15 protein-coding genes are annotated in these 19163 nt (G+C 64.4%); 7 read left to right on the top strand and 8 right to left on the bottom strand.

What is annotated here, in order from left to right:
- Positions 1–6: 6 nt before the first annotated feature.
- Positions 7–1047, bottom strand: coding sequence for a LysR family transcriptional regulator (locus BLV07_RS29280; RefSeq protein WP_091892886.1), 1041 nt, complete (start codon positions 1045–1047; stop codon positions 7–9).
- A gap of 77 nt (positions 1048–1124) precedes the next feature.
- Between BLV07_RS29280 and BLV07_RS29285 the strand changes: the two genes are divergently transcribed.
- The 5 genes from BLV07_RS29285 to BLV07_RS29300 all read left to right on the top strand — a co-directional run bounded on the left by BLV07_RS29285 (position 1125) and on the right by BLV07_RS29300 (position 4676).
- The gene (locus BLV07_RS29285; protein WP_091892888.1) at positions 1125–1736 is read left to right on the top strand and encodes a hypothetical protein; all 612 of its coding nucleotides are present in this window, start codon (positions 1125–1127) and stop codon (positions 1734–1736) included.
- Entirely contained in the window at positions 1723–2343 is a 621-nt protein-coding gene (locus BLV07_RS29290) for a GNAT family N-acetyltransferase (protein ID WP_091892890.1), read from the top strand. The genes BLV07_RS29285 and BLV07_RS29290 overlap by 14 nt, the downstream gene beginning before the upstream one ends.
- Positions 2344–2368: 25 nt before the next feature.
- Positions 2369–2932 (top strand): isochorismatase family protein, encoded by a 564-nt coding sequence (locus tag BLV07_RS29295; protein ID WP_091892892.1) that lies wholly within the window; start codon positions 2369–2371, stop codon positions 2930–2932.
- 17 nt (positions 2933–2949) lie between these two features.
- Positions 2950–3132 (top strand): hypothetical protein, encoded by a 183-nt coding sequence (locus tag BLV07_RS46560; RefSeq protein ID WP_128941882.1) that lies wholly within the window; start codon positions 2950–2952, stop codon positions 3130–3132.
- A gap of 161 nt (positions 3133–3293) precedes the next feature.
- A complete protein-coding gene (locus tag BLV07_RS29300) occupies positions 3294–4676 on the top strand; it encodes an aspartate aminotransferase family protein (RefSeq protein ID WP_091892894.1) in 1383 nt (460 codons plus the stop codon).
- Between the two features lie 196 nt (positions 4677–4872).
- On the opposite strand, the gene rnd is transcribed toward BLV07_RS29300, so the two are convergent.
- The 6 genes from rnd to BLV07_RS29335 all read right to left on the bottom strand — a co-directional run bounded on the left by rnd (position 4873) and on the right by BLV07_RS29335 (position 12213).
- Positions 4873–6021: a ribonuclease D gene (rnd, locus tag BLV07_RS29310; protein ID WP_091892896.1), complete on the bottom strand. Its 1149-nt coding sequence runs from the start codon at positions 6019–6021 to the stop codon at positions 4873–4875.
- Between the two features lie 413 nt (positions 6022–6434).
- A complete protein-coding gene (locus tag BLV07_RS29315) occupies positions 6435–7769 on the bottom strand; it encodes an ABC transporter substrate-binding protein (protein WP_091892898.1) in 1335 nt (444 codons plus the stop codon).
- Between the two features lie 11 nt (positions 7770–7780).
- On the bottom strand, positions 7781–8650 hold the full coding sequence (locus tag BLV07_RS29320) for a carbohydrate ABC transporter permease (protein WP_091892900.1): 870 nt from the start codon (positions 8648–8650) through the stop codon (positions 7781–7783).
- Positions 8647–9597, bottom strand: a complete 951-nt coding sequence (locus BLV07_RS29325; RefSeq protein ID WP_176945835.1) for a carbohydrate ABC transporter permease — start codon at positions 9595–9597, stop codon at positions 8647–8649. Before BLV07_RS29325 ends, BLV07_RS29320 begins: the two co-directional genes overlap by 4 nt.
- A gap of 1 nt (position 9598) precedes the next feature.
- On the bottom strand, positions 9599–10447 hold the full coding sequence (locus BLV07_RS29330) for a phosphodiesterase (RefSeq protein ID WP_091892904.1): 849 nt from the start codon (positions 10445–10447) through the stop codon (positions 9599–9601).
- Between the two features lie 287 nt (positions 10448–10734).
- A complete protein-coding gene (locus BLV07_RS29335) occupies positions 10735–12213 on the bottom strand; it encodes a protein adenylyltransferase SelO (RefSeq protein WP_091892907.1) in 1479 nt (492 codons plus the stop codon).
- A gap of 188 nt (positions 12214–12401) precedes the next feature.
- Here BLV07_RS29335 and aspS point away from each other — a divergent pair, with 188 nt between their 5' ends.
- Positions 12402–14174 (top strand): aspartate--tRNA ligase, encoded by a 1773-nt coding sequence (aspS, locus tag BLV07_RS29340; RefSeq protein ID WP_091892909.1) that lies wholly within the window; start codon positions 12402–12404, stop codon positions 14172–14174.
- Positions 14175–14360: 186 nt separating this feature from the next.
- Here the strand turns inward: aspS and BLV07_RS29345 are convergent, their stop codons facing one another.
- The gene (locus BLV07_RS29345) at positions 14361–16325 is read right to left on the bottom strand and encodes an aq_1923 C-terminal domain (RefSeq protein ID WP_176945836.1); all 1965 of its coding nucleotides are present in this window, start codon (positions 16323–16325) and stop codon (positions 14361–14363) included.
- A gap of 248 nt (positions 16326–16573) precedes the next feature.
- Between BLV07_RS29345 and BLV07_RS29350 the strand changes: the two genes are divergently transcribed.
- Complete coding sequence (locus BLV07_RS29350) at positions 16574–18886, top strand: NADP-dependent malic enzyme (protein ID WP_091892910.1); 2313 nt, start codon at positions 16574–16576, stop codon at positions 18884–18886.
- Positions 18887–19163: the final 277 nt, after the last annotated feature.

Genomic DNA, 19163 nt, shown 5'->3' on the forward strand with positions numbered 1-19163 from the left:
TGAAACTTACGCCGGCGTTGCCGCGGCATAGCCCGTCAGTCCAAAACCCTCGCGCGCGGCCGTCATCATCGGCACCAGCGCGTTCGGATGGATGAACTCGTCGCGGAAGCAGGGATAGGTCTTGGGATCGAAGATCTTCTTCAGCCAGTCGACCACGATCTTGTGCCGCTCGGAGGTGCGGAACTCCTTGTGATAGGTGAGCCAGAGATCGGCGTGGTGGCTGACGCCGAGATCGACGGCAACGAGCGGCGCACCGAGCGCGATCGACACCGTCGGCAGGAAGCCGATGCCGGCGCCGCGCTCGACGGCATAGAGCACGCCGACCGAGGAGTTGGTTTTGATCCCGACGACGCCTTCCAGCGACTTCAGCCCGAGCACGCGGGCATAGGCGCCGTCATCGACCTGCGGCGCGCTCTGCTTGATGATGCGGTGGTTCTTGAGGTCGGCGAGCGTTGCCGGCACGCCGTAGAGGTCCTCGTACTCCTTGGAGACGAATGGATAGATGTGCAGCCGGCCCAGCTTGGCGACGATCAGATCCGGATTGGTCGGTGGCTCGAGCTGGATCGCGATGTCGGATTCAAGCCGCGCGACGTCGGCCTGCTCCATCGCGCAGCGCAGATCGACGGTGATCCTTCGATAGGTCTTCTGGAAATCGATCAGCCGCGGCAGGATCCAGAAATTGCCGGGCCCCTCCGTCACCGCGACGCGCACGGTGCCCGCGGTGTCGTTCGACGAACGCGAGGCGCGACGGAAGACGTTGAAGGCGTGACGCTCCATATGCGCGACGTCGGCGATCATCGCGGTGCCTTCGTCGCTGAGCGTGAGTCCGCTCTGGTCGCGCAGGAACAGCTTGCAGCCGATGCTCTCTTCGAGCCGGTCGATCCGGCGCATCAAGGTGGTGGAGGTGAGGCCGAGCTCTTCGGCCGCGTTGCGAAAACTTTTATATTTTGCGCATGCTAAAAACAGCTTCAAATCGTCCCAGGACGCACCCAGGACTTCTTCACGGTGCTGCATCATCGCAGCACCCCGGTGCAATAACTGCTGCATACTCTTGGTCCCCAACCGCTAAGCTCGTCCTCATAGCGGGGTACGAAAGCCGTAAACGATAGAGGGGCGATCTCGGTATGGAAAGAGGCTCGTTTGCCGCAAGGCATGATTTCGACGCGCTGCCGCTGAGCCCGGACGTGGACGTCCGTTGCGCGCAATTTTCCGAAATTGCCGCGCTTTCGGAAATGGCGCATCGCCTGGTGCCGGGTGTGCAGATCGGTTCAGCAGAGCTTGCAAGATATTTCACCTTCGATCCTCAGAGCATCCTGACTTTCAGCCGGAAGGGCCGTCTGCTCGGCGGCATGGCCTTCCTGTTCCTCAATGATCGCGGGCACGATGCGCTGCTGCTCGACGAGATCTGCCTCACCGCGCCCGAGACGCGCTATCTCGCGTCCGCGAAAGACGACGTCGCGGCCATCTACATCTGGGCGATCGCGACGACGGGGCGCGGTATCGCCGGTCTCGGCAAGGCCGCGGCTCATCTGCGACAGCTAAGGTTTCGCGGTGCCGATTGCTATGCGCAGCCATCAACCGTGGCCGGACGCGACATCATGAAGGCGACCGGCTTTGTGCCTGTCCCAAGCTTCCAACCCGACCTCTGGTGCTACGAGCGCCCCTGGCATCGCCAGCCGATGCGCATGCCGGGTGCGATCATCCAAGCAAGGAGTTTTGCAGATGCACGGTACTAGAATTCCTCTCGCCAAGCCCGACTCCCGCGCCATCACCATCCGCCTTGCGCGCGATCCCAGCGATCTGATGTTGGTCACCGCGATCCGCTCTGCGGTCTATCTCGCCGAGCAGGATTGTCCGTTCGAGGAGGAGTTCGACGGCAACGACATGGTCGCCGCGCATTTCATCGGCTTCGTCGGCAACGAGCCCGCGGGCTGCCTGCGGGTGCGCTTCTTCGGCGATTTCGCCAAGGTGGAGCGGCTTGCGGTGCGTCACCAGTACCGGCGCTCGCGCGTCTCGTTCAAGCTGGTGCAGGCAAGCGTCGACTATGTGAAGCGCAAGGGCTTCCGCAAGATCTATGGCCAGGCGCAGGACCGGCTGGTCGATTTCTGGGCCCATTTCGGTGCCAAGCCGCTCGGCCACAACCGCAAGATCACCTTCTCGGATTTCTCCTACACGGAGATGCTGCTGGAGATCGAGCCGGGGCCGGACGCCATCACGCTGGACAGCGATCCCTATGTGATCATCCGGCCCGAAGGCGATTGGGACCGGCCGGGCGTACTCGACGCCTCGGCGGGGCGGGCGGTGACCTCGCCGCTGCGGGATCTCGCGCTCGCCGACCGTTGAAACAGGTGCAGCTGCGCGCAAGACAATGCCGGTTTCCATCCACGATGATCCGCCGATCCTGATCTGCGCGGACCTCCAGGTCGAATATCTGACCCCTGGGCGCCGCCATGTCATCCTCGACGGCGATGCCGCCACCGAGCGCTGCCTGGAACTGCTGACGCTGTGGCGCAGCAATCTCTGGCCGGTGATGCATTTGAAGCGCATCGCGCAGGCGGCCTGGTTCAATCCGGCATCCAGGCTGACCGATTGGATCGCGGAGGCGAAGCCGCGTCCGGGAGAAATGACGTTCGAGCATCCGCTGCCGTCGGCCTACAGCTCGTCGCGGTTTGTGGACTACATGTCCAATATCCACAATGTGCGCTGCGTGCTGGCCGGGTTTTCCCTGGACGAGACCATCCTGGCCACCGCCGTGGACGGGTTTCACCGCAGCCATCGCTACGAGGTGGTCGCTGACGCCGTGGCCTGCCGGCAGCCGGGCACGGGTGATGCCGCCGCCTACAAGCGAGCAGTAGTGAATGTCATCGGGAATTTTGCTACGATCCATTCCAGCGCCGAACTGATCAGAACCAGCGGCGCCGTTGCGGTGTAGGCGGCCGCGATCGGCGGGTGGGGGTCGAGACATTGTCACGGGGAGAACAGCTCAAGGAGCTGGCAAGCGATTTGTCGCGTGCCGTCGAGACGGCGCGCCGCGTCGGCTTGCCCACGACGGTCTATCTGCTCTCGATGGCGCTCGTTGAGGTGAGGGAGGCCGCCGCCGCTGACGATGGGGATGACGACGACGCGGCCTGAGAGCCGTCCCATCCCGATATGCGGCTTTGTGCAATGCTGCTGAGCGCTTGCTGCCGACGAATTGGCGTTGCAAGCTTTGTCCCATCGCAATAGCCAAGTGGCTTGATCATCAAGTGACGCTGGCTGTGCCGGCGACGTCACGACTTTAGGGATCCCTGCAAATGACCATGCTGCCGAATTCGCCAGAGGCCCGGGATGTGGCCTATCAGCTCCATCCCTACACCAACGCGCGCACCCATCAGCAGGCCGGTCCCCTCGTGATCGAGCGCGGTGAGGGTCCCTACGTGTTCGATGCTGCGGGCAAGCGCTATTTCGAGGCGATGGCAGGCCTGTGGAGCGTCGGGCTCGGCTTCAACGAGAAGCGTCTCGTCGACGCCGCACACAAGCAGATGCAGGCGCTGCCGTTCTATCACACGTTCTCGGCCAAATCGCACGGGCCCTCGATCGACCTCGCCGAGAAGCTGGTCGCACTCGCGCCGGTGCCGATGAGCAAAGTGTTCTTCACCAATTCCGGCTCGGAAGCGAACGATACGGTCCTGAAGCTGATCGCCTATCGTTCCAACGCGCTCGGCCAGCCCCAGCGCAAGAAGGTGATCAGCCGCCTGCGCGCCTATCACGGCGTCACCATCGCCTCGGCCAGCCTCACGGGCCTGCCGAACAATCACCGCTCGTTCGACCTGCCGCTGCCGAACATCCTGCACACGGGCTCGCCGCATTTCTACAAGGACGGCGCGCCGGGCGAGAGCGAGGAGGCGTTCGCGACGCGCCGGGCCGAGGAGCTCGACGCGCTGATCCAGAAGGAGGGCCCGGATACGATCGCGGCCTTCTTCGGCGAGCCGGTGATGGGGGCGGGCGGCGTCATCGTTCCGCCGGCGACCTATTGGGACAAGATCCAGAAGGTCTTGAAGAAGTACGACATCCTGCTGGTCGCCGACGAGGTGATCTGCGGCTTCGGCCGCACCGGTAAGATGTTCGGCTGCGAGACCTATGGCATCAAGCCGGACGCGATGGTGGTCTCCAAGCAGATCACTTCGAGCTATTTTCCGCTGTCGGCGATCATGCTGAACGACCGCATGTTCGAGCCGATCGCGGACGAGAGCAACAAGATCGGCGTGCTCGGCCACGGCTTCACCGCGGGCGGACATCCCGTCGGCTCGGCGATTGCGCTGGAGAATTTGAAGATCATCGAGGAGCGCGGCCTGGTCGCGCATGCCGCTGAACTGGGGAGCTATATGCAAGGCAAGCTGCGCGAACTCGCCAGCCATCCGCTGGTCGGCGAGGTCCGCGGCGTCGGCATGATAGCCGCTCTCGAGCTCGTGCTCGACAAGGGGCGCAAGACGGCAGCCGCTACGCCCGGCGCCGTCGGCGGCATCGCCAGCCGCATGCTGCAGGAGCGCGGCGTGATCTCCCGCAACATGCTCGATGCCATCGCCATCTGCCCGCCGCTGATCGCCACCAAGGCCCAGATCGACGAGCTGGTCGCGGCGATCTCGGGTGTGCTGGAGGACATGAAGGGGGAAGTGGCGAAGCTGACGCCGGGGTAGGATCGAGTCTGTCAGTGTGGCCGAAGCAGCCAGCCACATCCACCGGTGTCGTCCTGGCGAAAGCCAGGACCCATACCGCGTGATCTATCGATCGGGGTTCGTAGAAGTACCGAATGGCGAATCTTCGCCAAACTCCTCCCAGGGGTAATGGGTCCTGGCTTTCGCCAGGACGACATTGGGGAGGCACTTGGGCCGCCTACGCCCGCTGCACCCCGACCACGCGTCCCTTCTCGATCGCCAGCGCCAGCTCGCCGCGCTTGAGCTTCAGCGCGGCATCGCCGAACAGCTCGCGGCGCCAGCCGCGCAGGGCCGGCACGTCGGCCTCGTCACTGGCTGCAATCTCCTCGAGATGGTCGACGGTGGCGATCACCTTGCTGGCGACCGCATGGCGCTCCGCGGTCATGCGCAGCAGCACCTTCAACAGCTCGACGATGGCGGCGCCATTGGAGTTGTTGCGCGGCTTCTCCAGCTTCGGCAGCGTCGAGAAATCCCGCGCCAGCCCGCGCTCGACCGCGGCGACGATGTCTGCGCCCCATTTGGATTTCTCAAATCCCTTCGGCACCGAGCGCAGATGGGCGAGCTTCTCCAGTGTGGTCGGCGCATGCGTTGCGATGTCGCTGATGGCTTCATCGCGCAGCACGCGGCCGCGCGGCACGTCACGGCTCTGCGCCTCCTGCTCGCGCCAGGCCGCGACCTCCATCAGCACCGCGAGATCCTTCGGCTTGCGCACCCGGGTCTTCAGCCGCTCCCAGGCGCGCTCGGGGTGGAAGTCGTAGGTTCTGGGCGAGGTCAAGACCTCCATCTCGATGGAGACCCATTCGCTGCGGCGGCGCTTCTTCAGGTCGGCGTCCAGTGCTGCGAACACGTCGCGCAAGTGGGTGACGTCTGATACCGCGTAGTGCATCTGCTCCTTTGTCAGCGGCCGGCGCGACCAGTCGGTGAAGCGGTGGGTCTTGTCCGGGCGGTGACCGGTGACTTTCTCGACCAACTGGTCATAGGCGATGCTATCGCCATAGCCGAGCACCATGGCCGCGACCTGAGTGTCGAACACCGGATGCGGGATGATGCCCGCCTGGTGCCAGATGATCTCGATGTCCTGGCGGGCGGCGTGGAAGACCTTCAGCACGCCTTCGTTGCCCATCAGCTCGAAGAACGGTTTGAGGTCGATGCCCTCGGCCAGGGCGTCGATGACGACGGCTTCCTCGGCGCTGGCCATCTGCACCACGCACAACAGCGGGTAATAGGTGGTTTCGCGCAGGAACTCGGTATCGACGGTTATGACGGGGTGCTTGGCCAGCCGGCTGCAGGCAGCCGCGAGGTCAGCAGTGGTGGTAATCAAATCCATGAACGGCCCATGACGAGATCATCAGCCGTTCTGCCGAAAGTGCAGTGATGTCAAGGGGCTCGATGCGAATTCAAGCCTTGCATTTGGGTTGAAATCGCATTTTTCCGACAAAAATCCTATTCGTAGCGGACCCGCTGCGAAGATTTCCGGGCGCAGGGCAGCGCCACCACGAGCACGCACATGGCGACCAGAGCCAGTCCCAGGAACTCGAAAACCAACAGATCCACGGCGAAATCTCCAGAAACATTGGTAGATTTGTCGGGGGTGCGTTGAGGGTCTGTTAATTCCAATGGTTACCGGCGGTGCGGGCAGCCGGATGGTGGACGGCAGGTTAACGGGCAGGGGCCGTCCCAACGAATTCGGCGCCCCGCATGAGACGGAGCGCCGATGTTCGTTTGCCGTGGCAGCAGGCCTCACGGCAGTTTCAGCGACGTCTCCGCGTTGTACGGCTTGAGCGTCTCGTCGGCGGCCTTCTGGGCGGCGGCGAGGGCTTCCTTCGGCTGCTTCTTGCCGTTGAGGACCAGCATCACCTCGTCCTCGAGGTTCTTGCGCACTGGGACGGTCTTGTAGGTCGCGAACCAGGGCTTTGCGACGTCGAGCTGCTCGACGGCGGTCTTGGCGTCCGGGTTCTTGTTCAGGAAGTCGACCATGTCAGGCGTCTTGTAGGCGGCCATGTTGGGCGCGAAATAGCCGGTGGCGCGGCTCCACCAGGCGCTCTTCTCGGGTGAGGTCATCCACTTGATCAGGGTCCAGGCGGCCTTCTGCTTGTCGGCTTCGAGGCCGGCCGGAATGATCAGCGAGGCGCCGCCGATCGGCACCGCGTTGCGGACGTTGCGCGGGATGAAGGCGACCTTGTAGTTGAATTTGGCGTTGTCGCGCACATAGGTGAGCGAGCCCGTGGACAGCATCATCATCGCGGCGTTGCCGGAGATGAAGGAGGTGCTGACGGCGGGGCCAGGGGTGGCGCCGGGCGGATGCACCTTGTGCTTGGCGATGAGGTCGTTCCACCAGGAGAGCGCGCCGAGCATCGAGGGCGTGTCGTAATAGACCTCGCCGCCGAACTCCTCGTTGTAGTAGCGCCCGCCATTGGACATGGTGAGCGTTTCCATCATCCAGCCGCAATAGTCGTAGGCGCAGGGGATCGCAATGCCCCATTGGGTGACCTTGTCGCCCTCGCGCTTGGTGAGCTTCTTGGCCCAGTCGGTGAGCTCGGCCCAGGTCTGCGGCGGCTTGCTCGGATCAAGGCCCGCTTCCTTGGCCTTGTCGGCGTTGATGTAGAGCAGCGGCGTCGAATTGTGGAAGGGCACGCCATAGACCGAGCGGTTGATCACCGCGTTGCCCTGCAGCGCCGGGAAGAACTGGCCTAAGAACTTTTCCTTGGTGGTGCCGTCGGCGGCGATCAGAGAATCCAGATTGGTGAGCTCGTTCTCGATCTGCATGTCGAGCAGGAAGTTGGCCGACATGATCACGGCTGACGGCGGCTTGCCGGCCTTGATCGCGGCGCGCGTCTTGATCAGCGTGTCGTCATAGGAGCCGGTGTAGACGGCGGTTGCCTTGACCTCGGGATGGGTCTCGTTGAACTCCTTGATCAAGGTCCCCATGTCGCGGGCGAGCTTGCCGTCGACGGGAACGGGGAAGAACAAATCGATCTCGGTCGGGCCTTCGCCGGCGAGAGCCGGAAAGGCGAGGGCGCCGGCCATCGTGCCTGCAATGGCAAGGCCGAGCATGAGCCTGCGGGAGAATAGCATCGGAAAATCTCCTATTTGATGCCTGAGGTGACGAAAGAGCTGATGAAGCGCTTCTGGAAGATCAGGAAGGTGACGAGCAGCGGTGCGATAACCATCAGCGTGCCCGCGGCGATGGTGCCCCAAGCCTGCGTGCCCTCGGCCGTCTTGGTGAAGACGGAGAGCCCGACCGTGAGCGGCCGCTTGTCCGGCGAGTTGATCACCATCAGCGGCCACAGGAAGTCATTCCAATGGCTGGTCACGGAGATGATGGCGAAGGCCGAAAAGCTCGGCAGCGACAGCGGCACGTAGATGTGGCGGATGCGCTGAAACAGACCCGCGCCGTCGATCAGCGCGGCGTCCTCCAGCTCGGTCGGAATGGCCTCGAACGCTTGCCGCATCAGGAACGTGCCGAAGGCCGAGGCAAAGAACGGCATCATCACGCCGGTAAGCGTGTCGTAGAGGCCGAGCTGCGCGATCAGGCTCAAATTGGGCACGATCAGCAGCACCGGCACCAGCATCAGCTGCATCAGGAACAGGTAGAAGATCAGGGTCTTGCCGGCGAAGGCGAGCCGCGCAAAGGCAAAGCCCGCCAGTGTGATCGTGACGAACTGCACCAGCAGAATGCCGGTGCAGATGATGGTGGTATTGAGGGTGTAGCGCGGGAAGTCGCCGATCTCCCAGGCCTCCCTGATGTTGTCGAGCGTCGGCTTCAGGCTCGGCATCAGCTCGGCCATGAGATTGATGCCGTCGGAAGCCGGGCGCAGGGTCGCCACGCCCATCCAGAGGAACGGGATCAGCCAGACCAGCGCGAGCAGCACGGTCAGCACGAAGCCGAGCTTTGGCGTGATCTCGCGGCGGGTGGCGAGCGGAGCATCCCTAAACAGACGGTCGATCACATTCATGGCCCGCCCTCGCGGTTCGCCAGCGTGCGGAATGAAAGCGCGGTGAGGCCCATCAACGCGGCCAGCGTCAGCAGCGTCGCCGCCGAGGCCTTGCCGACGTCGTAATGCTCGACCGCCTGCTGGTAGATGTAGAACAGTACGAGATTGGTCGAGTTGGACGGGCCACCCTGGGTCAGGACGAAGACGTGGTCGACTTGCGTCACCGCATTGAGCGTGGCGATCACGGTGACGAACAGGAAGGTGGGCTTGAGCTCCGGCAGGATGATGTAGCGCAGGCGCTGGAACGGACCGGCGCCATCGAGATGGGCGGCCTCCATGACGTCTTCCGGCACCGCCTGCAGGCCGGCGAGGAAGAACAGCATGTAGTAGCCGGCATTCTTCCAGATCGTGATCACCATGATCGCTGACAGCGCGATGTCAGGGTCACCCAGCCAGTTCGGCAGCACCGGAAGCAGCCGGCCGATGTAATAGTCGAGCAGGCCGACATTGGGCAGGAAGATGAACAGGAACAGCGCGGATGCCGCGACCATCGGGATCAGCACCGGCAGGAACAGCGCCGCGCGCAGCGCGCTGGTCACCGCGCTGGTGCGCGCGAGCGCGAGCGCAAACAACAGGGCCAAGCCGATGCTCGGGATCGCTGTGCCGACAGCATAGATCAGATTGTTAACGACCGCGCCGGTGAAGGCGGGGTCGGCAAGCACCGCGCTGATATTGTCGAAGCCGACGAAGCGGACGGGCGCTTTCGGCGTCGTGCGCTGATAGAGCGCATCGATGAACACGCGCCCCATCGCGCCATACGTGAACAGCGCGAGGAAGATCAGCGAGGGCAGCAGCAGCAGATAGGCCGGTAGCGATGCCTTGAAGCCGGCGGCGAAGCGCTTCAGGACGTGCAGGCGCGGTGCCGCCGAGGTCGCGACCGGGAGAGCCGCGGGTTCGGCGAGGCTCATCTCACCGCGCCGCAAACTTGAGCGCATAGTCGCGGCCGTCCATTCCCGCAGGCGGGTCGAAGGGGAAGCGCAGACTGGTGTCGAGGAAGTCGTGGCTGTGCACGACCAGGTTCTCATCGTCGATCAGCACCACGCCATAGGCCGGCGGTTCGTGGCTCGCCAGATGCGGCGCATTGGCATTGAGCTCGAACCAGACCTGGTGGTTGGTGCCGCGCAGCGTCGAGAACGGGATTTTGCCGTAGCTGCCGAAGATCGGCCGGTGCACATGGCCGAAGAAGAGGTGGCGGATGCGGCTGCGATAGGGCGCGATCACCTCGGCGAATTCCCCGCGCTGCTTCAGCGCGATCTCGTCCATCGCGAGCACGCCGACCGGGAAGGGCGGATGATGCATGAATACGACGAAGGGCATATCAGCGGGCGCTGCGGCCAGCGTGCTTTCGAGCCAGCCGAGGCGCTTGTCGCACATCTCGCCGGCGTGGCTGGTCTCGTCCAGCGTGTCGAGGAAGACGAACAGGCCGTGCTCGGTGGTGCGCGTCCCCTGCACGAAGCCGTTCTGATCGCGCGGCGCGGACCGAAGACCGTCGAGGCAGGCCACGCGCTTATCGTGATTGCCGACCATGGCGATGTAAGGCATCTTCAGCGCGGCCATCGCATCTGCGAAATTGGCGTAGGAGTCAGGCTCGCCCCAATGGGTGAGGTCGCCCGTGACGACCGCGAAGGCCGCATCGGACTGATGCTTGTTGATGTCGGCGATGGCGGCATCGAGGCGGGCGCGCGGGTCGAGGCCATAGAGCTTCAGCCCGGGATTGGCGAGATGCGTGTCGGTGAGGTGGATGAATTTGAAGGGCATGGCGCGCGTGTCAGGTCTCTGGGAGGACGGTCGCCTCCGGCAAGACGGCCCGCCAGCCGGTTAGAGTGAGAGTGTTTCAGTTTGATGACAGTGGTTGCCGACGCGGCAAATTGTTGGGCAGAACGGCGAGTGCGGTCAACGGGGTCGTCTCGCGTTGCGGCATCGAGCCTATCGCAGTGCGCAGAGTCGGACGAGCGCAGGCAAATCCATCAGCATCGCGAGTGCAGGGATGGTTGAGGCGCCGAGGAAGATGGTTGGGTTGCGCTCTACCCGTCCAACGGCATTTCTCACGTCCCACAAAACGTCTGCAGCACCCGCTGATCCGGGAGCGGCGGATCGGCGTAAGCCGCATAGTCCGGCTGGTCCTCGTACGGCTTGGCCAGCACCTTCACCAATTCCTCGAACGGAGCATAGTCGTCGTCGTTGACGGCGGCCTGGATCACGGCTTCGACGCGATGGTTGCGCGGGATGAAGACCGGATTGACGGCGTGCATGGCGGCTTGCCGTTCGGCGGCGCTCTGCGACTCCAGGGCGATGCGCTCGCGCCAGCGCTTGGCCCAGTCGTCGAAAACCGAGGGATCCATGAATTGCGCGCGGACGTCGGAGGCGCCGGCTTCATCCCCCGCGGCCTCACCGAGCTTGCGGAAGGTGAGGGTGAAGTCGGCCTGGTTCTTGGCCATGGCATCGAGCAGGTCCTGGATCAGGGCGTCGTCGCCGTCGCGCTCCGTGAACAGGCCGACCTTCTTGCGCAGGCCGGCCTGATAGGCCGCACTGAAGGTCTCGGCGAAGGCGCCGAGAATGTCCTGGGCTTCGGCGACCGCCTTCTCCTGGTCGTCGGAGAACAGCGGCAGCAGGCATTCGGCGAGCCGGGTTAGATTCCACAGGCCGATGCGCGGCTGGTTGGCATAGGCATAGCGGCCCATCTCATCGATCGAGGAGAACACCTGCGCGGGGTTATAGGCATCCATGAAGGCGCAGGGGCCGTAATCGATGGTCTCGCCGGAGATGGACGTGTTGTCGGTGTTCATCACGCCATGAATGAAGCCGACCAGCAGCCAGCGAGCGACGAGATCGGCCTGGCGCGCGACGACGCTCGCGAGCAGGGCGTGATAGGGCCGCTCGTCATGCAGCAGCTCGGGATAATGGCGGGTAATGACATGGTCGGCGAGCCGGCGGATCGCCTCGGTGTCGCGGCGGACGGCAAAGAACTGGAAGGTGCCGACGCGGATATGGCTGGAGGCGATGCGCGTCAGCACCGCGCCGGGCAGCGCGGTCTCGCGGATGACGTGCTCGCCGGTGACGACGGCGGCGAGCGAGCGCGTGGTCGGGATGCCCAGCGCGAACATCGCTTCGCTGACGATGTATTCGCGCAGGACCGGCCCGAGCGCGGCGCGGCCGTCGCCGCGGCGGGAGAACGGGGTGGGGCCGCTTCCCTTGAGCTGGATGTCGCGGCGGACGCCGTCTTTATCGATGACCTCGCCGAGCAGGATGGCGCGGCCGTCGCCAAGCTGGGGCACGAAATGCCCGAACTGGTGGCCGGCATAGGCCATGGCGATGGGATCGGCGCCGACGGGAACCGCCTTGCCGGCCAGGATTTCGGCGCCTTCCGGGGTCTCCAGCGCATCCGGATCGAGTCCGAGCTGGACCGCCAGCGGCCGGTTCAGCTTGATCAGCCGGGGCGCCGCCACAGGGGTCGGCGCGACGCGGGCGAAGAAGCTGTCCGGCAGCGCCGAATAGGAGTTCTGGAAGGGGAAATGGACCGTCATGGCCTCAAGATAGGGCTGGAACGCCTGATGGCAAAGGCTCGGCCCCTGAAAATGGGCGGTTCTGGCCCAAAACAGCGCGTTCCCTTGGTTGCCGCCTAGGGTCTCGTCGGGTAAACCCTGCCGCAACTTCGGACCGGCCGTTACAGGCCGTCCGATTCGCTTCCTCCGACATTGATTTTGGGACGACCATGCATCGCTACCGGTCACATACATGCGGCGCGCTCCGTGAGAGCAACATCGGCGAGACGGTCCGCCTCTCGGGCTGGGTCCATCGCGTTCGCGACCATGGCGGCGTGCTGTTCATCGACCTGCGCGACCATTACGGCCTGACCCAGTGCGTGGTCGACCCGGACTCGCCGGCATTCTCGCTGGCCGAGAAGCTGCGCTCGGAATTCGTGGTGCGGATGGACGGCAAGGCCCGCCGCCGCCCCGAAGGCACCGACAATGATGATCTGCCGACCGGCAAGGTCGAGGTCTACATCAGCGAGATCGAGGTGCTGGGCCCGGCCGGCGACCTGCCGCTGCCGGTGTTCGGCGACCAGGAATATCCCGAGGACATCCGCTTGAAGTACCGCTTCCTCGATCTGCGCCGCGAGAAGCTGCATCAGAACATCATGACCCGCATCGAAATCATCAAGTCGATGCGCAGACGCATGGAGGGGCAGGGCTTCTTCGAGTTCAACACCCCGATCCTGACCGCGTCCTCGCCGGAAGGCGCGCGCGACTTCCTGGTGCCCTCGCGCATCCATCCCGGCAAATTCTACGCACTGCCGCAGGCGCCGCAGCAGTACAAGCAGCTCTTGATGATGAGCGGCTTTGATCGCTACTTCCAGATCGCGCCCTGCTTCCGCGACGAGGACCCGCGCGCCGACCGTCTGCCCGGCGAGTTCTATCAGCTCGACGTCGAGATGAGCTTTGTCACGCAGGACGACGTCTTCGCGGCGATGGAGCCTGTTATCACCGGCGTGTTCGAGGAGTTCGCCAGAGGCAAGCCGGTGACGAAGGGCTGGCGGCGGATTCCCTTCGCCGAGGCACTGCGCAAATACGGCAGCGACAAGCCGGACCTGCGCAATCCCATCGAGATGCAGGACGTCTCCGAGCATTTCCGCGGCTCCGGTTTCAAGGTGTTCGCGCGCATGCTCGAAGATCCCAAGAACCAGGTCTGGGCGATCCCGGCGCCGGGCGGCGGCAGCCGCGCCTTTTGCGACCGCATGAACTCGTGGGCGCAAGGAGAGGGCCAGCCCGGCCTCGGCTACATCATGTGGCGTGAGGGCGGCGAGGGTGCAGGTCCGCTCGCGAACAACATCGGGGCCGAGCGCACCGCCGCGATCCGCGCGCAGCTCGGCGTGAAGGAGGGCGATGCCGCCTTCTTCGTCGCCGGCGATCCCGACAAGTTCTGGAAGTTCTCCGGTTTGGCCCGCAATAAGGTCGGCGAGGAGTTGAACCTCACCGACAAGGAGCGGTTCGAGCTCGCCTGGGTCGTCGACTTCCCGATGTACGAGTACAATGAGGACGACAAGAAGGTCGATTTCTCGCACAACCCGTTCTCGATGCCGCAGGGCGGCCTGGAAGCGCTGAAGGGCCAGGATCCGCTGACCATCAAGGCGTTCCAGTACGACATCACCTGCAACGGCTACGAGATTGCCTCGGGCGGCATCCGCAACCACGTGCCGGAAGCGATGGTGAAGGCGTTCGAGATTGCCGGCTATGGCGAGCAGGAAGTGGTCGACCGCTTCGGCGGCATGTACCGCGCCTTCCAGTACGGCGCGCCGCCGCATGGCGGCATGGCCGCGGGTGTTGACCGCATCGTGATGCTCCTGTGCGGCACCACGAATTTGCGCGAGATCTCGCTGTTCCCGATGAACCAGCAGGCCATGGACCTCCTGATGGGCGCGCCGTCGGAAGCCACCACCAAGCAGCTCCGCGAGCTGCACGTGCGGGTGAACCTGCCGCAGAAGTGAGTGGCTCGCCTCTCCCCGCCCTTGTCCCGCCGAAGCTTCAGCGAAGGCGAATGCGGGGAGAGGCTGTCTCCACATCGTCATTGCGAGCGCAGCGAAGCAATCCAGAGTCGATCGCGGAAAGATTCTGGATTGCTTCGTCGCAAGAGCTCCTCGCAATGACGAGGAGGAGGGATCTGCGCTTCTCTCCTACAGCCCTGTCGACGCCTCGATCCTGAACTGCGCCAGCGCGACGATCGGCTCGTGGTTCAGGGCATCCATGAGTTGAACCACCGGCACCTTGCCGAGCGGCGTCAGCTTCAGGGAAAGCGTCTGCCCGGATGTCTCGACGAAGCCGGCGAGCGCATCGACGGCCATTCTAACGTCGGCATTGGACGCCGCGATCTTCCCGCCCTGCGCCCTGATCATCTCGACGATGGCGCTGCGCGCGGCGTCGCGGCTGACATCCTGCATGCGCGAGAACTGCGCCACGACGAGATCGACGACGCCGCCGTCGCGCAGGGAGAGCTCGATCGCGCCGGTCTCGATCTGGCCGGCCTGGCTCATGGCCTGCACCGGATCGGCGGTGAACATCGTGCGCGGCACGTTGGCGAGCGCGAGGCGGGCCTGTGCCCTGGCGAGATTGCCAAGATCGATGGTGGCGGGCGCGAGCGCAAACGCACCTGATGACTCCGTCCAGGCAGCGCCGAGATCGAGGTTGATCGCGAGCTTGTCGACGCCCGCCATCACCAGCGGCCGCTGCGCCGGGTTGGCGGGATCGGTGGGGGTGACCATTTTCACGACCAGGCTGGCCTTGCTCGGGATCGATCCGACCAGCTGGCCCCAGTTCAGGCTGACCGTGTCGATGGTGACGAACTGCCGCGTGTTCTTGTAGGGCGCCACCACGCCCTTGATCTCGGCGCCTTCGAGCACGCGGAACAGGCCCAGCAACTGATCGGGCGAGGGCGCCTGCCCATGACCGCTGAGGCCTGCCGCCCAGCGCATCAGGTTTGCCGCGCTGAACGATTTCAGCGCGAATCGCTCCATCTTGAACTGCCCCCGTGGGGACGGCGTATCGATGCCTTCGACCGCGAACTCGCCCTCGCGGTATCTGACGGCGTTGATCCTGGCCGTCCCTTGCGGCGTGCCCATCGAGGTCTTGCCAACGTCGATCTTGCCGATGCGAAGGCCCTCATAGAACCCGGCGAGCTTCCCCATCATCTCGCGCGATTGCGCTTGTGTCGGCAGGACCGACCGGTCCGTCGGCATGAGCGCAACGATCTCGGCCGGCCGGAATTTTGACGGCTGCACCGCGATGTCCTCGAAGGTGATCCCGTCGATGTCGATCCGCATGCCCTGGGTTGATTTGAGCACATAGGGGCCGGCCGACATCTGCCGGTAGACGCGATGATAGCTGTCGTCGCCGGCCTTCTGCGGATCCAGTGCCGCGGCGATCGCGGTCGCGTCGAAATCGTTGACGATGATGTTGGAGAGATCGCCGGTCAGCTTGTCCTGCTTGCCCGGCTGCGGCACATCGATGGTGAAGACGGCCCGGTCCGCCTTCATGGCATCGATCTTGCCGTGCTTGAGATGCTGGATCGCCAGCCGCGAATAGGCGACCTCGCCGCTGCCGGCAGCGCTGCCGCTCGCATCGAAGCTCATCGTCAGCGTCGGAGCCGTGACTGACGATGCAGTGACGCTTGCGTATTGATCGAGCACATAGCGGTAGATGTCGATCAGGGAGTCGCCCGTCGGCACATTCCCGGCGTGCAGAGGGCCGGCATAGTCACGCAGGGTAAGTTGCGGGATCTTGTAGGACGCCTTCAGCTTCGTGGGGCCGACTTGGTTCAGTGCGACTTCGAAACCCGTGACGTCGATGCTGTCGGCCGAGAACCTGACATCGTCGATCAGGCGGACGCCCGTGCCCTTGATGCCGGCGATCTTGATCTGCGCCTGCTCGCCGGGAGCGATCGCGATGTCCTCGATCGTCACCATGCGAGTGGGCAGATCGAAATCAATCTTGCCATGGCTCGCCTTGCCGCCGCTCGAACGGATCCTTTCGAACGCGGCCTCGACCTCGGCGGTGGCGCGATGCTTGGCGTAGAGGTTGAAGCCGAACCATCCGCCCGCTCCGAGCACGGCTGCCACGATCAGGCCGATCAGGATTCGCTTCATTCCCTTGCTCCAGTTGCTCGTTTTGCACCGTGCAACCTGGCATATTCGCGAAACGCTATGCGGTCCAGGGAAAGCTATGGTTTTCAAGTATTTGACCACGCGTCTTGTTGATGGGGTCGCAATCGGATGTTGCCACCGGGGCGCCTGCCGTGCTTCATCCCGTTTCCATGGCCCGGAAATACCCGTCCGCGCGGGCGGCCGCTCCGGATCAGGCATTTTGAGGCCGGTAACGCGAGGCGAGACACCGCATGTCGTCCTATTCTGATGATCTCCACCAGGCGGCGCTCGCCTATCACCGTCTGCCGCGGCCCGGAAAGCTGGAGATCCAGGCAAGCAAGCCGCTTGCCAACCAGCGCGACCTCGCGCTGGCCTATTCGCCGGGCGTCGCGGCCGCCTGCACCGAGATCGCCAAGAATCCCGCCGAGGCCGCCTCGCTCACCACCCGCGCCAATCTGGTCGCCGTGGTGTCGAACGGCACCGCCGTGCTCGGCCTCGGCAATATCGGCCCGCTGGCCTCCAAGCCGGTGATGGAGGGCAAGGCGGTCCTGTTCAAGAAATTCGCCGGCATCGACGTGTTCGACATCGAGATCGCCGCCGACACCATCGACCGCGTGGTCGAAACCGTGGCGGCGCTCGAGCCGACCTTTGGCGGCATCAACCTGGAAGACATCCGCGGACCGGAGTGCTTCGAGATCGAGGCGCGCTTGAAGGAGCGCATGAAAATCCCGGTCTTCCACGACGACCAGCACGGCACCGCCATCATCGTCGCCGCCGCCATCACCAACGGCCTCAGGCTCAACGGCAAGAAACTGTCCGAGGTCAAGATCGTGGCGTCGGGGGCAGGGGCCGCGGCACTTGCGACGCTGAACCTGCTGGTGTCGATGGGCGCGCAGCGCAAGAACATCTGGGTTTGCGACATCGACGGCCTCGTGCACGAGGGCCGCAACACCTCCATGGACCGCTGGAAGGCGGTCTATGCGCAGAAGACCGACAAGCGCACGCTCGCCGACGCCATCGGCGACGCCGACATCTTCATCGGCCTGTCCGCGCCCGGCGTGCTCAAGCCTGAGATGGCCAAGGTGATGGCCGACAAGCCGCTGATCATGGCGCTCGCCAATCCCATACCGGAGATCATGCCGGAGGATGCGCGCAAGGTGCGCCCCGACGCCATGATCTGCACCGGCCGCTCCGACTTTCCGAACCAGGTCAACAACGTCCTGTGCTTCCCCTTCATCTTCCGTGGCGCGCTCGACGTCGGCGCCAGCGCTATCAACGAGGAGATGAAGCATGCCGCCGTCGAGGCGATCGCGCAGCTCGCGCGCGAGGCGCCGTCGGATGCAGTCTCCCAAGGCAGCCTCGACACCGGTGAGGCGGGTGGCTTCGGGCCCGGCTCGTTGATCCCGAGTCCGTTCGATCCTCGCCTGATCCTGCGCATCGCGCCGGCCGTAGCCAAGGCGGCGATGGAATCCGGCGTCGCGACGCGCCCCATTACCAATTTCGACGAGTATCGCGCGCTGCTCGAGCGCTTCGCCTTCCGCTCCGGCCTCGTCATGAAGCCGATGTTCGCCAAGGCCAAGACCCAGCCGGTGCGCGTGATCTACGCCGAAGGCGAGGACGAGCGCGTGCTGCGCGCCACGCAGGTGGTGCTGGAGGAGAAGCTGGCGACGCCGATCCTGGTCGGCCGTCCCTCGGTGGTCGAGGCGCGCATCAAGCGCTTCGGCCTCTCGATCAAGGCGGGCAAGGATTTCGACCTCGTCAATCCCGAGGACGATCCACGCTACCGTTCCTATGTGCAGACCTATGTTGAGGTCGCCGGCCGCCGCGGCGCGACGCCCGATGCGGCGCGCACGGTGGTGCGCACCAACAACACGGTCATCGCGGCGCTTGCCGTGGTGCGCGGGGAGGCCGATGCCATGCTGTGCGGCGTCGAGGGGCGGTATATGAGCCATCTGCGCCATGTCCGCGAGATCATCGGCTTCTCAGCCGGTATCAGCGATTACGCTGCGTTAGCCCTGCTGATCACCAGCAAGGGCGCCTTTTTCATCGCGGACACGCAGGTGCGGCCCAATCCGAGCGCGGAAGAGCTCGCCGAGATCGCGTCGCTCGCGGCAGTCCATGTGCAGCGCTTCAACATCAAGCCGAAGATCGCCTTCGTCTCGCATTCGGATTTCGGCAGCTACGACACGGACTCCTCGCGCAAGATGCGCCGGGCCACCCAGCTCCTGAAGGAAAGGCATCCGGAGATCGAGGCCGACGGCGAGATGCAGGGCGACACCGCACTCTCAGCTGCTGCGCGGAAAATGGTGCTGCCGCACTCCAAGCTGGAGGGCGAGGCCAACATCCTGATCATGCCGACCCTCGACACCGCCAACGTCGCCTATCAGATGATCAAGTCGCTGGCGGACGCGCTCCCCGTCGGCCCCATCCTGGTCGGCCCGGCGCGCCCGGCGCACATCCTGACCCCCTCGGTGACCGCGCGCGGCATCCTCAACATGACGGCTGTTGCAGTCGTGGAGGCGCAGGAACGGGCAGCGCGGCAGCAGCCGACGTTGTTTACCTGAGGCGCGATCTCTTCGCCTCTCCCCGCTTGCGGGGAGAGGCCGGATCGCATCGACAGATGCGATCCGGGTGAGGGGGACTCTCCGCGAGTCCAACTCTCACCGTCCCCGCAGAGGCTTCCCCTCACCCCAACCCTCTCCCCGCAAGCGGGGCGAGGGAGCAGACCTCCGGCGCATCCGCGCTTCAATCTTTTCAAAACGGTTTGCGATTTCCCCGTTTGTAAACCGTCGCACGACTCTTCATAATCGCCCGGCACTCGCGTCAAGACGCCGATTTCAA

The organism is Bradyrhizobium sp. Rc2d (assembly GCF_900099855.1).
GTDB lineage: Bacteria > Pseudomonadota > Alphaproteobacteria > Rhizobiales > Xanthobacteraceae > Bradyrhizobium.

Excerpts from the sequence above, each read along its gene's own strand:
- BLV07_RS29295 (WP_091892892.1), top strand. The coding sequence starts at position 2,369 with ATGCCGGTTTCCATCCACGATGATCCGCCGATCCTGATCTGCGCGGAC.
- BLV07_RS29330 (WP_091892904.1), bottom strand. The coding sequence starts at position 10,447 with ATGCCCTTCAAATTCATCCACCTCACCGACACGCATCTCGCCAATCCC.
- BLV07_RS29300 (WP_091892894.1), top strand. The coding sequence starts at position 3,294 with ATGACCATGCTGCCGAATTCGCCAGAGGCCCGGGATGTGGCCTATCAG.
- BLV07_RS29320 (WP_091892900.1), bottom strand. The coding sequence starts at position 8,650 with ATGAATGTGATCGACCGTCTGTTTAGGGATGCTCCGCTCGCCACCCGC.
- BLV07_RS29315 (WP_091892898.1), bottom strand. The coding sequence starts at position 7,769 with ATGCTATTCTCCCGCAGGCTCATGCTCGGCCTTGCCATTGCAGGCACG.
- rnd (WP_091892896.1), bottom strand. The coding sequence starts at position 6,021 with ATGGATTTGATTACCACCACTGCTGACCTCGCGGCTGCCTGCAGCCGG.
- BLV07_RS29280 (WP_091892886.1), bottom strand. The coding sequence starts at position 1,047 with ATGCAGCAGTTATTGCACCGGGGTGCTGCGATGATGCAGCACCGTGAA.
- BLV07_RS29325 (WP_176945835.1), bottom strand. The coding sequence starts at position 9,597 with ATGAGCCTCGCCGAACCCGCGGCTCTCCCGGTCGCGACCTCGGCGGCA.
- BLV07_RS29350 (WP_091892910.1), top strand. The coding sequence starts at position 16,574 with ATGTCGTCCTATTCTGATGATCTCCACCAGGCGGCGCTCGCCTATCAC.
- BLV07_RS29335 (WP_091892907.1), bottom strand. The coding sequence starts at position 12,213 with ATGACGGTCCATTTCCCCTTCCAGAACTCCTATTCGGCGCTGCCGGAC.
- aspS (WP_091892909.1), top strand. The coding sequence starts at position 12,402 with ATGCATCGCTACCGGTCACATACATGCGGCGCGCTCCGTGAGAGCAAC.
- BLV07_RS29345 (WP_176945836.1), bottom strand. The coding sequence starts at position 16,325 with ATGAAGCGAATCCTGATCGGCCTGATCGTGGCAGCCGTGCTCGGAGCG.
- BLV07_RS29285 (WP_091892888.1), top strand. The coding sequence starts at position 1,125 with ATGGAAAGAGGCTCGTTTGCCGCAAGGCATGATTTCGACGCGCTGCCG.
- BLV07_RS29290 (WP_091892890.1), top strand. The coding sequence starts at position 1,723 with ATGCACGGTACTAGAATTCCTCTCGCCAAGCCCGACTCCCGCGCCATC.